Source organism: Burkholderia sp. Se-20373 (assembly GCF_017104705.1).
Lineage (GTDB): Bacteria > Pseudomonadota > Gammaproteobacteria > Burkholderiales > Burkholderiaceae > Burkholderia.
This window is the reverse complement of the sequence record NZ_JAAGPH010000014.1, coordinates 71,633-86,214: the sequence shown is the minus strand read 5'-3', so window position 1 is coordinate 86,214 and position 14,582 is coordinate 71,633. Positions and strand designations below refer to the sequence as shown.

The 14,582-nt window shown below is 68.2% G+C and carries 12 protein-coding genes; 4 read left to right on the top strand and 8 right to left on the bottom strand.

Features of this window, described 5'->3' with window-relative positions; genetic code table 11:
* Both hemDX and G3N96_RS07895 read left to right on the top strand, forming a co-directional pair.
* Nucleotides 1–1,613: fused uroporphyrinogen-III synthase HemD/membrane protein HemX (gene hemDX / locus G3N96_RS07900; RefSeq protein ID WP_241022540.1), on the top strand; the 1,613-nt coding region annotated here is incomplete at its 5' end.
* A gap of 2 nt (nt 1,614–1,615) precedes the next feature.
* Nucleotides 1,616–2,803: a heme biosynthesis protein HemY gene (locus G3N96_RS07895; protein WP_124582989.1), complete on the top strand. Its 1,188-nt coding sequence runs from the start codon at nt 1,616–1,618 to the stop codon at nt 2,801–2,803.
* A gap of 88 nt (nt 2,804–2,891) precedes the next feature.
* Here the strand turns inward: G3N96_RS07895 and G3N96_RS07890 are convergent, their stop codons facing one another.
* The 5 genes from G3N96_RS07890 to G3N96_RS07870 form a co-directional block, all read right to left on the bottom strand.
* A complete protein-coding gene (locus G3N96_RS07890; protein ID WP_206136850.1) occupies nt 2,892–4,130 on the bottom strand; it encodes an alpha/beta fold hydrolase in 1,239 nt (412 codons plus the stop codon).
* Nucleotides 4,127–4,540, bottom strand: a complete 414-nt coding sequence (locus G3N96_RS07885) for a helix-turn-helix domain-containing protein (protein WP_206136853.1) — start codon at nt 4,538–4,540, stop codon at nt 4,127–4,129. Before G3N96_RS07885 ends, G3N96_RS07890 begins: the two co-directional genes overlap by 4 nt.
* A gap of 222 nt (nt 4,541–4,762) precedes the next feature.
* Nucleotides 4,763–6,067: an MFS transporter gene (locus G3N96_RS07880; RefSeq protein WP_124582983.1), complete on the bottom strand. Its 1,305-nt coding sequence runs from the start codon at nt 6,065–6,067 to the stop codon at nt 4,763–4,765.
* A gap of 128 nt (nt 6,068–6,195) precedes the next feature.
* Nucleotides 6,196–6,954 carry an SDR family oxidoreductase gene (locus tag G3N96_RS07875; protein WP_124582981.1) on the bottom strand — a complete coding sequence of 253 codons (759 nt, stop codon included), beginning with the start codon at nt 6,952–6,954 and terminating at the stop codon, nt 6,196–6,198.
* Nucleotides 6,955–7,046: 92 nt separating this feature from the next.
* Nucleotides 7,047–8,486, bottom strand: a complete 1,440-nt coding sequence (locus G3N96_RS07870; RefSeq protein ID WP_206136849.1) for an aldehyde dehydrogenase family protein — start codon at nt 8,484–8,486, stop codon at nt 7,047–7,049.
* A 323-nt stretch (nt 8,487–8,809) separates the two neighbouring features.
* Between G3N96_RS07870 and ppa the strand changes: the two genes are divergently transcribed.
* Entirely contained in the window at nt 8,810–9,337 is a 528-nt protein-coding gene (gene ppa, locus G3N96_RS07865; protein WP_011352863.1) for an inorganic diphosphatase, read from the top strand.
* A gap of 54 nt (nt 9,338–9,391) precedes the next feature.
* On the opposite strand, the gene G3N96_RS07860 is transcribed toward ppa, so the two are convergent.
* The 3 genes from G3N96_RS07860 to G3N96_RS07850 form a co-directional block, all read right to left on the bottom strand.
* Nucleotides 9,392–10,216, bottom strand: a complete 825-nt coding sequence (locus G3N96_RS07860; protein ID WP_206136848.1) for a GIY-YIG nuclease family protein — start codon at nt 10,214–10,216, stop codon at nt 9,392–9,394.
* 49 nt (nt 10,217–10,265) lie between these two features.
* Nucleotides 10,266–11,300, bottom strand: a complete 1,035-nt coding sequence (locus G3N96_RS07855; protein ID WP_206136847.1) for an AraC family transcriptional regulator — start codon at nt 11,298–11,300, stop codon at nt 10,266–10,268.
* A gap of 228 nt (nt 11,301–11,528) precedes the next feature.
* The gene (locus tag G3N96_RS07850; RefSeq protein WP_206136846.1) at nt 11,529–12,707 is read right to left on the bottom strand and encodes a GNAT family N-acetyltransferase; all 1,179 of its coding nucleotides are present in this window, start codon (nt 12,705–12,707) and stop codon (nt 11,529–11,531) included.
* A 110-nt stretch (nt 12,708–12,817) separates the two neighbouring features.
* Between G3N96_RS07850 and G3N96_RS07845 the strand changes: the two genes are divergently transcribed.
* Nucleotides 12,818–14,524 (top strand): NAD+ synthase, encoded by a 1,707-nt coding sequence (locus tag G3N96_RS07845; protein WP_206136845.1) that lies wholly within the window; start codon nt 12,818–12,820, stop codon nt 14,522–14,524.
* The last annotated feature ends 58 nt before the right edge of the window (nt 14,525–14,582 follow it).

Here is a 14,582-nt window from a genome sequence, read left to right as displayed (position 1 = left end):
GGGGCGGGGGCGAGCGTGCGTGGGGGGGGGGGCCGGTCGAGTTCGGGCCGGAACGCGAATGTCCGGCGCTGGATGCGCACTTCCATGCGCGGATCGCGCGTGGCGACGGCGGTCGCGAATGGCTCGCCGAGCGATTGCGCGAGGCCGGCGCGGACGTCACGCTCGTCGCCGCCTACCGGCGCGTCGTGCCCGAGCCGCGCGTCGGCGCGTGGGAGCGCGTGCATGCGCTGCTCCACGGCGAACCGCATGCGTGGCTCGTCACGAGCTCGGAAGGCGTGCGCAACCTGCACGAACTCGCGCGGGCGCATCTGAACGATGCCGAGATCGATGCGCTGAAGCGGGCGCCACTCGTGACACCGCATCCGCGGATCGAGCAGACCGCGCGTTCATTGGGTTTTGATAGGATTACGCTGACCGGCGCGGGCGATGAGCGCATCGTCCGCGCGTTTCGAACGATGGCCGAGGAGGCCGTCCAACCGGCGACAGCCGCACCGGTGACTAAACGCATGACAGATACCAACGATTCCAACAGCGTCGCTTCCCAGCCGGCCGCTGCATCCGCACCGCCGTCACGCCCCGCCTACATGGGCGCCGAACCGCCCGCGCGCCGCGGCGGCAGCGCGGTGCTGTGGTTCGTCGTCGTCGTGCTCGGCTGCGCGGCGGGCGTCGGCGGCTACGCGCTGAACCGCAAGATCGACCGGCTCGACGACACGTTCGTCACGCGCCAGAAGGCGCTCGATGCGCAGACGGCCGAGACGCGCATGAAGACCGAGCAGGCGCTCGCGAGCACGCACCAGGTCGACACGCAGCTTGCGCAGCTCGACGGCAAGCTCGCCGACGCGCAGAGCGCGCAGCAGGCGCTGCAGCAGCAATACCAGGACCTGTCGCGCAACCGCGATGCGTGGATGCTCGAGGAGGTCGACCAGATGCTGTCGAGCGCGAGCCAGCAGCTTCAACTGACCGGCAACACGCAGCTCGCGCTGATCGCGCTGCAGAACGCCGACGCGCGCCTCGCAACGTCGCAGAGCGCGCAGGCCGTCACGGTCCGCAAGGCGCTCGCGCTGGACATCGAGAAGCTGAAGGCCGCACCGGCGGCCGACCTCACGGGCCTGGCGATCAAGCTTGATGATGCGATCGCGAAGATCGACGCGCTGCCGCTGTCCGGCGAGGCGATCGTCCCGCACGAAGCGCCGAAGGCCGCGCCGGCCGACGCCGCGTCGTCGGCCGTGGCCGGCGAGCCGCGCTGGAAGGTGTGGTGGCACGACTTCTCGGCCGGCCTCGGCCAGCAGTTGAAGGGGCTCGTGCAGGTGCGCCGCATCGACAACGCGGATGCGATGCTCGCGTCGCCCGACCAGGGCTACTTCGTGCGCGAGAACGTGAAGCTGCGCTTGCTGACCGCGCGCCTGTCGCTGCTCGCGCGCAACGACGGCGCGATGAAGGCCGACCTGCACGCCGCACAGGCGTCGCTCGGGAAGTATTTCGACCAGGCATCGAAGGACACGCAGACCGTCGAGGATCTGCTCAAGCAGGTTGACGGCGCATCGCTGACGGTTGCGGTGCCGAACCTGAACACGAGCCTGAACGCCGTTCAGCAGTTCAAGAGCCGGGGGTAACGATGACGCTTCGAGGAATCGTCTGGCTCGCGGTCCTGTTCGCGATCGCCGCGGCGCTCGCCACCGTCGGCCGTTTCGACGCCGGGCAGGTGCTGCTCGTTTATCCGCCGTACCGGATCGACGTGTCGCTGAACCTGTTCGTGATCGCCATCGTCGTGCTGTTCATCGTCGTGTATGCGCTGCTGCGCATCGTGCGCAACATCTGGCGCATGCCGCAGCGGGTCGCCGCGTATCGGGCGCGCTCGCGCAACGAGAAGGCACAAGCGTCGCTGCGCGACGCGATCGCGAACCTGTATGCGGGCCGCTTCTCGCGTGCGGAGAAGGCCGCGCGTGAAGCGCTGTCGGTCGATGCGAACCAGGGTGCGGCGAGTCTCGTCGCGGCCACGGCCGCGCACCGGATGCACGAATACACGCGCCGCGACGACTGGCTGTCGAAGGTCGACGCGCCGGAATGGCAGGATGCACGGCTGCTCGCCGCGGCCGACATGCGCGCTGATGCGCGCGATGCCGACGGCGCGCTTGCCGCGCTGGCCGACCTGCAGGCGGGCGGCAAGCGCATCCATGCGCAACAGGTCGCGCTGCGCGCGCAGCAGCAGTTGAAGAACTGGGCCGAGGTGCTGAAGCTCGCGAAGGCGCTGGAGAAGCGTGAGGCGCTGCATCCGGCGGCGGCCGTGCGGCTGCGCCAGCAGGCCGCGGAAAACCTGCTGCGCGAACGCCGGCACGACCCGGACGCGCTGCTCGAGGTGTGGCAGTCGCTGTCGCCGGCCGAGCGCCAGTCGCCGCGTCTCGCCGATCTCGCCGCCGATCTGCTCGTCCCGCTCGAGCGCCGCAACGAAGCGCGCCGCATCGTCGAGGATGCGCTCGCGCACAACTGGGATGCGCGCCTGCTGCGCCGTTATCCGGATACGGCCGGCGCCGATGCGCTGCCGCTGATCCAGAAGGCGGAAGGGTGGAAGAAGGATCACCCGGAGGATGCCGACCTGCTGTTCGCGCTCGGTCGCCTGTGCCAGCAGCAGCAGCTGTGGGGCAAGGCGCAGTCGTTCCTCGAATCGGCACTGAAGCTGGCCGACAACGAGGCGCTGAAGGTGCGTGCGCATCGCGCGCTCGCGCGGCTGTTCGAGCATCTCGGCGAAACCGACAAGGCTGCGAAGCATTACCGCGAAAGCGCGCTGGCGATTACCGTGGTCTGATGCGCCGCGGCGCAAACCAGCCCCGAACGCCTGGCGGCCTTCGGGGCTTTTTTTCGTCGATCGCGACGCAGCGGGCGCGCGCGGCGCGTTACGCGCCGAGCCTGCGCAGCAGGTCTTCCTCGCTCGCGACGAACCACACCGATTTCCCGCGATTTGATTCGCGCACGAGCGCGCGAAGCGCTTCGCTGCGCGCAAGCCAGCGGTCAATATCACCGACCACACCGAGCCGGACGCCGTAGTTGACGAGTTTCTGCAGCACCGCGCCCGCCAGCCCGCTATCGAGCCGGTAGAAATCCTCGTGCAGCGCGTTGGCGGGCACCGCGACCCAATCGGCCTCATGCTCGTGCGCGAGCGCGACGAGATCGAGCGCATCGCTTTCCTGCCGGACGAGGCCGGCAGAAGGATGGCGGACGAGCACACGACTGCCGGCTGCCTGAACGATTCGATGTTGCATGTCGATGGTTTGTGTCGACGTGAGAAACGCGAGCACGTTGTCGCGCTGCCCGCGGATGAAGTGCGGCTGCTCCGGAAGAAACATCACCTGCGCATGCGGCACGAGGCGCGTCAACCGATCGCGCGTATCGCGCGAGTCGAGCATCACGTCGCGGCCGCCGACGATCGCCAGCACGGGCAGGGTCAATGTCCGGAGCGTGTCGTCGTCGAACCGCGGAATCGGTTCAATGCGCGGGCGAAAGCCGCGATCCACGGCGCGCATGAGCGCGAACGTGTCGCGCTCGGCGGGCGTCGATGCGGGCGTCGATGCGGGCGGCAGGCGGCCGAGCACGCGCCGTCGCACGCGCGCGCGCCCGACATCGCCGAGCAGTAACAGCGGCAGCGCCCACCACAGAAACGGCTTTTGCCTGCCGATGCCGGATGGGCAGAGCAGGGCGAGCCGCGTGACGCGCGTTGGCCGCCGCAACGCGAAATCGAGCGCGGTTCGCGCACCGAGCGAGATGCCGACGAACGCGGCGCGTGACACGCCCAGGCCGTCGAGTACGTCGTCGAGCCACTGCGCGTACGCGTCGCTCGCGAGCGGTGGCCGCGACGGGGCGCTGGGTCCCGCTTCGCCGATTACGTCGATCGCGTAGAGCCGGAAATGCTTCGACCATTCGCCCGCGTAGTGCTGCCAGCTCGCCGCTGTCGTCTGCGCGCCGTGGATCAGTACGACCGGCGGCGCGTGCGCCGGACCGCAGGCAATCACATGCGTGGTGCCATGGCGCGTCTGCACGGTGATGCGCCGATGTCCAGCCGGCCAATGCGACAGCGCAGCGTCGTAAGCCGCGCGAATCGCGCGGGCATGGCGGGGCGACTTGAAGATCGCGCTCATGTTCCGCTTTGCTGCAGCAGCATGTCGACCGACGACATCAGCGCGGCCGTGTCGGCCGGTGTCGCGGCGACGATGATCTTGACCACGCCCGCGGTGGGATCGAACGTGACGTCGATTCGCACGGGGTCGGCATACGACGTGCGGCCGGACGCCATCGCGTGCAGCGACCGCGACAGGTACTGGTGCAGCGACTGCGGCGCATCCGGAATGTCGACGATGCTGGTGACGCGCACCGCACGCGGGACGGGCGCGGCCGGCTTCGTTTGCGCGAACGCGGCAAGGTCGGCGTCGAGGATGCGGTACGCGCGGCCGACCCGCGCTGCATGCAGCTTGCCCTCGCGGATGAAGCGCAGGACGGTTTTCGGGTGGAGGCGCAGGCGGGCGGCGGATTCTTCGACGGTATGGAACATGATCGGCCAGTGGTGTTCAAGATATTCCCTATTGTTCCATGATAAATGGATCAATAGGGAATATTCTGGGGGCGTGAGTCATCGTTGACGGGATACCGAACCCGCATCTCTCAAGCGGTGCGTGCGTGGAAGCAGAAACGCCCCGCCGGCCGGAGCGGTTCCGGCCAGCGGGGCGTGTCGGGTGTCGGTCGGTTATCGGCCGGGGGGGGCATGCGCCCTGCGTTACTTGTCGACCAGCCGCTTCGGCACCGACAGCGCCAGCAGCCCGCCGAGCACGAGGAACCCGGCGAGCATGTACATGCCCGAATCGTTGGCGCCCGTTGCCTGCTTGAGCCAGCCCATCATGTACGGGCTGAGGAAGCCGGCGAGGTTGCCGATCGAGTTGATCATCGCGATGCCGGCCGCGGCCGCCGTGCCGCCGAGGAAGGCGGTCGGCAGGCTCCAGAACAGCGGCAGCGTCGTCAGGATGCCGATCGTCGCGAGCGTGAGGCCGAGCATCGCGAGCGCGGTCTGGTGCGCCCAGATCACCGACAGCACGAGCCCGAGCGCGCCGATCGCGGCCGGAATCGCGACGTGCCAGCGGCGTTCGCGGTGCCGGTCCGCGCTACGCGCGATCAGGATCATCGCGACCACGGCAGCCGCATACGGAATCGCCGACAGCAGGCCGATCATGAACGTGTCGGTCACGCCCGTCGCCTTGATGATGGTCGGCAGCCAGAAGCCGACGCCGTAGAGGCCCATCACGAACGAGAAGTAGATCAGCGCCATCAGCCACACGCGCGGGCTCGACATCACGGCGCCGAGCGGCGGGTCTTCCTTGGTGGCCTCTTCGGCAGCGACGTTGCGCGCGAGCAGCGCCTTTTCGTCGTCGGTCAGCCAGTTCGCCTTCTCGATCCGCTCGTCCAGCTTGAGGAACACGACCACGCCGACCAGCACCGACGGGATGCCCTCGAGCAGGAACAGCCATTGCCAGCCGTGCCACCCGCTGATGCCGTCGAACGCCTTCAGGATGAAGCCCGAGAGCGGCCCGCCGATCACGCCGGACAGCGCGACGGCCGTCATGAAGAACGTCGTCATCCGGCCGCGCCGGTGTGCGGGATACCAGTAGGTGAGGTAGAGGATCACGCCGGGGAAGAAGCCGGCCTCGGCGACGCCGAGCAGGAAGCGCATCACGTAGAACATCGTGGGCGTCGTGACGAACATCGTCAGGATCGAGATCACGCCCCACGTCGCCATGATCCGCGCGATCCACACGCGCGCGCCGACCCTGTGCAGGATGATGTTGCTCGGCACTTCGAAGAGGAAATAGCCGAAGAAGAAGATCCCGGCGCCAAGCCCATAGACGGTGTCGCTGAGGTTCAGGTCGCTCGCCATCTGCAGCTTCGCGAACCCGACGTTCACGCGGTCGAGATACGCGACCACGTAGCACAGCAGCAGGAGCGGCACGAGCCGCCACGACACCTTGCGGTAGGTTGCTTCCTCGAATGCGCCGGACGAGCCCGGCAGCGACTGCGTCGATGTTGCCATGTTGTCTCCTGTCCTTATAGTTGGCCGGGGAAGGCGCAGCGGCACCCGATCCGGTTTCGTGCGAGGCAATGCGTGGGCGCCATGCCGGCCGGTGAAACCCGGCGCGACGCGCGAACAGCCCGGTGCGGCTAGATGCAGCGTCCGCCGTCGACTTCGAGACAAACGCCCGTGATGAATTCAGCTTCGTCGGAGGCAAGGTAAAGCGCCGCGTTCGCGATGTCCTGCGGCGTCGAGAAGCGGCCGAGCGGGATCGTCGCGAGGAACCGGCTGCGGTTCTCGGGGGTGTCCTCGCAGCCCATGAATTCGGTCATCAACGCCGTTTCGCCGAGCACGGGGTTGATGCAGTTCACGCGGATGCGGTCGGCGCCGAGCTCGGCCGCGAGCGACTTGCTTGCGGTGATCATCGCGCCCTTCGTGCTGTTGTACCAGACGAGGCCGGGCCGCGGCCGCACGCCGGCCGTCGACGCGACGTTCACGAACACGCCGCCGCCCTGTTCGCGGAAGTACGGCACGAAAGTCTGCACGCACCAGAACAGGCTTTTCATGTTGACCGCGTACACGCGGTCGAATTCGGCTTCCGTCACGTCGAGCACCGGCTTGTTGCGGTGCGTGGTGCCAGCGTTGTTCACGACGATCTGCACTGCGTGGAAATCGTCGAGCGTGGCCTGCAGCAGCGCGTGCCAGTCGTCCTGCCTCGACACGTCGCCGGCCACCGCGATGGCCTTGCCGCCCGCGAGCGCGATCTCGCTCGCGACGCGCTCGGCTGCCGCGCCATTCAGGTCGTTGACGACGACGTTCGCGCCTTCGCGTGCATACGTCTTCGCGATGCCTTCGCCGAACCCCGAGCCGCCGCCCGTGACGATTGCCGTCTTGCCGCTCAACCGCATGGTGTGTCTCCTGTGCTGGATATGAGTGTCGTCGTGCTTCGGCACGTGGCCGGGCGCTGCCGGCCGCGTGCCAAGTGCTGCTTGCGGCACGGTCAGCCGTGCCGGATCGCGATCGTCTTCAGCGTGGTGAAGCCGTACAGTGCCTCGAAGCCTTTCTCGCGGCCATGTCCCGAGTGGCCGACACCGCCGAACGGCAGCTCGACGCCGCCGCCCGCGCCGTAGTTGTTGATGAACACCTGGCCCGCCCGCAGGCGCCGCGCGAGCCGCATCTGGCGCGCGCCGTCGCGCGTCCAGATGCCCGCGACGAGGCCGTACGGCGTGCCGTTCGCCAGCGCGACGGCTTCGTCCTCGTCGATGAAACGCATTGCGGCGAGCACGGGGCCGAACACTTCCTCCTGCGCGAGCCGGTGCGACGGCGGTACGTCGCGCAGCAGCGCGGGCGCCTGGTAGAAGCCGCTTTCGGGCGCGTCGGCGACGACCTGCCCGTGCGCGGCCATCGGAATGCCGTCGTGCTGCGCGTCGGACAGGAAATCCCACACGCGCTGCTGCTGCTTTGCGTTGATCAGCGGGCCGCAGTCGAGGTCGGCGCGGCTCGGGCCGACGCGCAGCTCGTTGAACGCGGTGGCGAGCCGCTCGACGAGCGGCTCGTACACCGTGCGCTCGATCAGCACGCGGCTGCCGGCCGAGCAGGTCTGCCCGCCGTTCTGCACGATCGCGGACACGAGCACGGGCAGCGCCGCTTCGAGATCGGCGTCGGCGAACACGATCTGCGGCGACTTGCCGCCGAGTTCGAGCGTGACGGGGACGTGATTCTCGGCCGCCATCTGCGTGACCAGCTTGCCGGTGGCCGGCGACCCCGTGAACGAGATGTGGTCGATGCCGGGATGGCGTGCGAGCGCGGCGCCGGCTTCATGGCCGTAGCCGGTGACGATGTTCAGCGCCCCGGCCGGCAACCCGGCCTCGACGGCCAGCTCGGCGACGCGCAGCAACGACAGGCACGCATCCTCGGCCGGCTTGACGACGCAGGCGTTGCCGGCCGCGAGTGCGGCGCCGACGCTGCGCCCGAAGATCTGCATCGGGTAGTTCCATGGCACGATGTGGCCCGTGACGCCGTGCGGCTCGCGCACCGTCAGCACCGTGTAGCCGGCGTGATAGGGGAGGGTTTCGCCGTGCAGTTTGTCGGCGGCGCCTGCGTAGAACTCGAAGTAGCGCGCGAGCGCGGCTGCGTCGGCGCGTGCCTGTTTCAGCGGCTTGCCGGTGTCGCGTGCTTCGATCGCGGCGAGTTCCTCGATCGAGGCGGCGACACGCGCTGACAGGCGCATCAGCACGCGGCCGCGCTCGGCGGCGCTGGCGGCGCCCCACGGGCCCGCGAATGCGTCGCGGGCCGCGGCGACCGCGCGCTCGATGTCCGGCGCCGTGCCGCGGGCGATCGACGCGAACGGCTGGCCGTCGGAGGGATCGACGACCGCGATGGTTTCCAGTTGCGCGGGCAACGTCCATTCGCCCGCGATGAAGTGCTTCGCCTCTTCCATGCCAGCTCCTGTCGACCCGAGTTAGCGCTTCAGCGCTTACTCGGGTCCCATGCTTCGCGGGCGACCCGAGTTAGCGCTTCAGCGCTCACCCAGGCCCCCTGTTTAGCGGTCGGCCGGCGACAGCGCTTCCACCACCGACACCGATTCCATGTACCGCGGCCAATGGTTCAACGGCCGGGCATCCGGAACGATTATCGGCCGATCGTCATCCGGACGCCACCGGTCGATTGGCTATAATGGCGCATTCCCTTGCGGGGCGCCTGCGGCGATGCATCGGCCGCGGCGCCCTGTCCCGAATTCCCATCGACCTACAGAGAGTGCTCATGAGCTTCAATCATGTTCCGGCCGGCAAGGACCTGCCGCAAGATTTCAACGTGATCATCGAGATTCCCGCGCAAAGCGATCCGGTGAAGTACGAGGCGGACAAGGAACTGGGCCTTCTCGTCGTCGACCGCTTCATCGGCACGGGCATGCGCTATCCGGTGAACTACGGCTACATCCCGCAGACGCTGTCGGGCGACGGCGATCCGGTCGACGTGCTCGTGATCACGCCGTTCCCGCTGCTGGCAGGCTCGATCGTACGTTCGCGCGTGCTCGGCATGCTGCAGATGACCGACGAGTCGGGCGTCGACGCGAAGCTGGTCGCCGTGCCGCACGACAAGGTCTGCCCGATGACGGCCAACCTGAAGTCGATCGACGACGTGCCCGAGTACCTGAAGGACCAGATCAAGCACTTCTTCGAGCAATACAAGGCGCTCGAGAAGGGCAAGTGGGTGAAGGTCGAAGGCTGGGCTGGCATCGAAGCCGCGCACAAGGAAATCACCGACGGCGCAGCGAACTACAAGAAGTAAGCGGCGTACCGGCCGACGGCCGGTCCGTGCGAAACGCCAACCGCGCGTGTCTCCTCAGGAGGCCGCGCGGTTTTGTTTTGTGCGTTGGGGGCGTTTGCGTCCGGCGGCGGGTACGGCCGCAGGCGACGGGGCGGTGAACGGCGCGTCCTTCGCGCGCTTCGCGCGGCGAGGGACAACGGGAGCCGCTGGCGCTTCGGCGGCTTGGGTAGCCGCCGGGCGGCGGCGACCCGAGGCGGGCGCGGCATCTTCACGTCCGTTCGTGATGAGTTTGCCGCCGGCTGCAGGCGCCTTTCCTTTCGACGAAGCGGGTGCGGCCGGCTTGTGCTTTTTTACCGGTGTGTCGCGCGATGAAGTCTTTTTTGCGATCACATCGCTTTCGGGCTTCTTGCGCTTTGCGACCGGGGTCGCTTTTGTCGCCGTGGGGGGCTTGGCGGCTTTGGCTTTTGCAGGCTTGTCGACCTTTTCAGCTTTCCCGGCCTTTCCGGGCTTCTTCGGCTTTTTGCCCGTCTCGACCGTCTGTTCCGCACGATCGACGTTGTTCGCCTGCTTCCGCCCGCGCGCACCGGCCTTCAACCCGGCCGTATCACCACTCGCGTCGACGGCCACTACCGCCGGCAGCACCGACTCCAGCGTCCGCAACCCGGCCGCCAGTTCCCGCTTCTGCACCGCCGTGAGCTGTTTCACCCAGTACTCGGCGCGTGACGCGCTCGACCGGTCGGGCAGTGGAAACGACGCGAGCACCGCGCGCGGCTTGCGCGAGCGCGTATAGCGCGCGCCCTTGCCGGATGCGTGCTCGTCGAAGCGCGCGGCAACGTCGGTCGTGATGCCCGTATAGACGCTGTCGTCGGCGCATTCGATCAGATACAGAAACCAGGACATGGCAGGGCGGCAGGATGCGAAGCCGCCAGTGTCTCAGAAAAAGCGCCCGTCAACGCCACCGCTCGCCGCGCCCGTCGCGGAAGCGGCTCGGCGCCGCGCCGAGTTCGCGCGTGAAGAAGCGCGTGAACGCGCTCGTCGAACGGAAGCCGACCCGCGCGCCGATCTCGCCGATCGGCAGTTGCGTATTCAGCAGCAGGTCGCGCGCTTCACCGAGCCGCGCCTGCGCGACGAGCGCGTGAAACCCGACCGCTTCGCGATGCAGCCGCCGGCGCAGTGTCCAGCGTGACATCGCGAAGCGCGCGCAGACGTGCTCCATCAGTGTGTCGGACGGCACTTCGGCGTCGTCGGACGTGCGCAGCCAGTCGCGTACGCATTGCTCGACCGACGCGCCGAACGTCGAGCGGGCGCGCACGCGTTCGCGCGCGGCGTCGGCGGCATGACGCTGGATGTCCGCGAGCGGCGCGTTGTAGCACGCGAACGGCGTGTCCAAGCGCGCGGAGCGCAGCACGACGCGGTTGCGTGCGGCATCGAACGACACCGTCGCGCCGAGGAGATCGCGCAACGCGGCCGTCGGCGCGAACGCGCGGCCCGCGAACGCGGCTTCGTCGATCCGCACGTGCGGATCGTACAGGCGCGCGAGCGCGACGAGGATCGCGAAATTCGCGAATGCGCTGCTGGCGGGCCGCCCGTCACCCTCGTTCACGTACTCGAGTGCGATCGCGTCGCCGGTTTCATGCGCGAAAAGCCAGTCGACGTTGCCGATCAGTTCGCGGTAGCGCAGGTAGCCGTGCAGCGCGTCGCGCAGCGTCGCGGCGTTGCAGGTGATGCCCGCGAGCTCGGGGAACGGTGCGAGCCACGGCACGACCTGCGGCGGCGGCCGATGCCAGGACAACGGCCAGTCGCTCATCAGCCGCATCGCGGCGACGTGTCGATCGCCGGGGATGCGCCGCGCGTCGTCGGCGAGATCGGCCGCGCCGATGCCGAGCGTCGCATACAGCGGTGCGACGTCGAAGCCGTTGCGGCGCATGTCGTCGAGCGCCTGTCGGTAAACCCGGACGGATACCGATTTCTGTCGTAACTCCATGTCTCTCTCCATGACCTTCGGGTTGCCCCCGCTGCGAGAGGTCAGGTACTGCTCCTGCCGGTCAAGCATGGTGACCGGTCGATTTTTTCAAACTGGGACGCTGGAGTGGGGTGACAAGTACAACAGATCGATTCAGGCGGATCAATGAAAACTTCGCTGTTCCGGCGTTCGACGATTGCGTGCGCGTGGGCGCCCGTGGCTTCGTCGCATGCCGGGGCCCTTGAGACGTTACGCGCCGCCGCGCCGGAACGGATCGTGTTCGCGCAGTTCGTCGACGTACGCATGGATATGCTCGGTCTCGCGTTCGAGAAAGCGTGCGACCGCGTCCGAGAACGCCGGGTGCGCGAGCCAGTGCGCGGAGTGCGTGACGGTCGGCAGGAAGCCGCGCGCGAGCTTGTGTTCGCCCTGTGCGCCGCCTTCGAACGTATCGAGCCCGGCCTCGATGCAGAATTCGAGCAACTGGTAGTAGGCCGTTTCGAAATGCAGGCAGGGCACGTGTTCGAGCGCGCCCCAATAGCGGCCATACAGCGTGCCGCCGCCGTTTTCGCCGCGCCGGTAGACGGCGAGCGCACTTGCGATCGGCCGTCCGTCGGCTTCCGCGATCACGAGCAGCAGGTTCTCGGGCATCGTCGCGCCGATCGTGCGGAAGAAGTCGAGATTCAGGTACGGGCTGGAATAGTGTTCGCGATAGGTCTGCCGGTAGCAGCGCGAGAAGAAACGCCAGTCGGCGTCGGTGATCTGGTCGCCGGTGAGCCGCCGGAACGTCACGCCCGCGTCATGCACCTTGCGCCGCTCCGCGCGGATGTTCTTGCGCTTCTTCTGCTCGAGCGTGCCGAGGAAATCGTCGAAGTGGCGGTAGCCGTCGTTGATCCAGTGGAACTGCACGCCTTCGCGCAGCATCATCCCCATCGATTCGAGGAGCGCCGCTTCGTCGCCGGTCGGGAACAGCACGTGCAGCGACGACACGTCGCTCTGCTCGGCGAACGCGAGCAGCGTGGCCGCGAGCCGGCGGCGCGCGTCGTCGTCGGCCGCGAGCAGGCGCGTGCCCTGCACGGGCGTGAACGGCACCGCGCACAGCAGCTTCGGGTAGTAGGGCAGGTCGTTGCGCTGGTACGCGTCGGCCCAGGCCCAGTCGAACACGTATTCGCCGTACGAATGCTGCTTCGCGTAGACGGGCGCGGCGGCCGCGAGGCGGCCGGTGCGCGCGTCGGTCAGCGTGACGAAGTGCGGCGACCAACCGGTATCGTCGACCGCGCAGCGCGCGACGTGCAGCGCGTCGAGGAATTCGTGGCGCAGGAAGGGCGTCGGCTGCGCGTCGCGGGCGAGCAGCGCGTTCCATTCATCGGCCGGCACCTCCGCGGGGGACGACAGGATGCCCGTGCGATAATCGATGCGTTCGTGTTTCAAGCGTGAATCCGTACCGTTCTGTGTCGCCGGATGCGCGGGCCTGCGCGGCTCGCACCGGGACGATTTCGTCAGCCGTTCAGGGCGCGCCGCCGGGCTGCGCCGATCCCGCCATGAAGACCCGACTCGCTCTCGCCCAGATCAACGTCACCGTCGGCGACTTCGCCGGCAACGTCGCGCGAATCGTCGCGGCCGCCCGCGCCGCGCACAACGATGGTGCGCAGCTGATGGTCGCGCCGGAACTCGCGCTGTCCGGCTATCCGCCGGAAGACCTGCTGCTGCGGCCCGCGTTCTACGCGGCGGCGGCCTCGGCACTCGACGCGCTCGCCGACGCGCTGAAGGCATTCGACGGGCTCTCGGTGCTGGTCGGCCATCCGCTGCGCGGCATGGGCGAAGGCGCGCACGCGCCAGCCGTCGATGGTAATGCAAACCGCCCGATCGAGCGCGGCGTACCGCCCACCGATACCTACAACGCGGTTTCCCTGATCGTCGGCGGCGAGATCGTCGGCACCTACCGCAAGCAGGATCTGCCGAACGCCGAGGTGTTCGACGAGAAGCGCTACTTCGCGACCGACGCCGAGCCGCTCGTGTTCGAGCTGAACGGCGTGAAATACGGCGTGATCATCTGCGAGGATGCGTGGCACGCGTCGGCCGCGCAGATCGCGAAGGCGGCCGGCGCGCAGGTGCTGCTGATCCCGAACGGCTCGCCGTACCACATGAACAAGGAAGCGGTGCGCATCGACATCCTGCGCGCGCGGATCCGCGAAACCGGGCTGCCGATGGTGTACGTGAATCTCGTCGGCGGCCAGGACGAACTCGTGTTCGACGGCGGCTCGTTCGTGCTCGACGCGCAGGGCGTGCTCGTCGCGAAGATGCCGCAGTTCGTCGAAGGGCACGCGATCGTCGAATTCGACGGCGCGCGGCCGCTGTCGGGCGCGATCGAGCCCGAGCTGTCGACGGACGCGCAGGTGTATCGCGCGCTCGTGCTCGGCGTGCGCGACTACATCGGCAAGAACGGGTTTCCGGGCGTGCTGATCGGGCTGTCGGGCGGCGTCGATTCGGCGCTGGTGCTGGCCGTCGCCTGCGATGCGCTCGGGCCCGAGCGCGTGCGCGCGGTGATGATGCCGTCGCGCTTCACGGCCGACATCTCGACCACCGATGCGGCGGAGATGGCGCGGCGCGTCGGCGTGCGCTACGACGAGATCGCGATCGCGCCGATGTTCGATGCGTTCCGCGCCGCCCTCGAGAGCGAGTTCGCGGGACGAGCGGAAGACGCGACGGAGGAGAACATCCAGGCGCGCATTCGCGGCACGCTGCTGATGGCGCTGTCGAACAAGTTCGGCTCGATCGTGTTGACGACCGGCAACAAGAGCGAGATGGCGGTCGGCTACTGCACGCTGTACGGCGACATGGCCGGCGGGTTCGCGGTGATCAAGGACATCGCGAAGACGCTCGTGTACCGGCTCTGCCGCTATCGCAACGCAACGGCCGACTACCCGCTGCGCGACGTGATCCCCGAACGGATCCTCACGCGCGCGCCGTCGGCCGAGCTGCGCGAGAACCAGACCGACCAGGACAGCCTGCCGCCGTACGACGTGCTCGACGCGATCATGCGGATGTACATGGAAGAGGACCGGCCGCTCGCCGAGATCGTCGCAGCCGGTTACGCGCAGGCCGACGTCGAACGCGTGACGCGGCTCATCAAGATCAACGAATACAAGCGCCGCCAGGCGCCGATCGGCATTCGCGTCACGCATCGCGCATTCGGGCGCGACTGGCGTTACCCGATCACGTCACGGTTTACCGAACGTCTCGATTGAGCGGTGCTGGGCCGCGTGCGGCTCGCAGGCTTACAATCGGGGTCGCGATTTTTCATCC